The following is a 479-nucleotide window of genomic DNA, read 5'->3' on the forward strand; positions in this document are numbered from 1 at the left end:
GCCAACCATTCCTGTAAGTGCTGGATCACACTGGTGGCCGTCTTACTATGGACGTTAAGAATCACTTCGACTTTGGATGTCCGTTCTACCAAGGTCATAACGGCGCCCTGATGTCCTTTGCCCTGGACGGTGTTGGCTTCAAGGTGGCCGAATTCACGGTTAAAGTTGGGAAAGTCGATAGCCCGTTGGTGAATGCTTTGGCCAAGTTGACCGGCCTTCCCCCGCCGTTCTACGTAACCATCGGGGCGACGCTTGCCTTTCATCGGCAAGGTCCGCACATCAAAATTGCCCCGCTCGAAAAGGCGGTAAAGCGTCCGCATACTACATCTGAGTGGCCGTTCAGCGCGTCCCATAATTGTGTCTGGCGTCCAGCCTTGAGCCACTTTGGCTTTGATATAAGTTACCTCATCAGTGGGCAATTGAATAGCCTTCCGACCGCAATGAGCCTTGTTTTCACGATAGTGTTGGTAATATTCTTG

Annotated in this window: 1 protein-coding gene; it reads right to left on the reverse strand. The window is 52.0% G+C overall.

The features are described from left to right. Window positions 1-479, reverse strand: a 479-nt coding sequence (locus QOS10_RS09485; RefSeq protein ID WP_283595205.1) for an IS30 family transposase, incomplete at both ends; no start/stop codon positions are given.

The organism is Limosilactobacillus galli (genome assembly GCF_947381495.1).
In the GTDB taxonomy this organism is placed as follows: Bacteria; Bacillota; Bacilli; order Lactobacillales; family Lactobacillaceae; genus Limosilactobacillus; species Limosilactobacillus galli.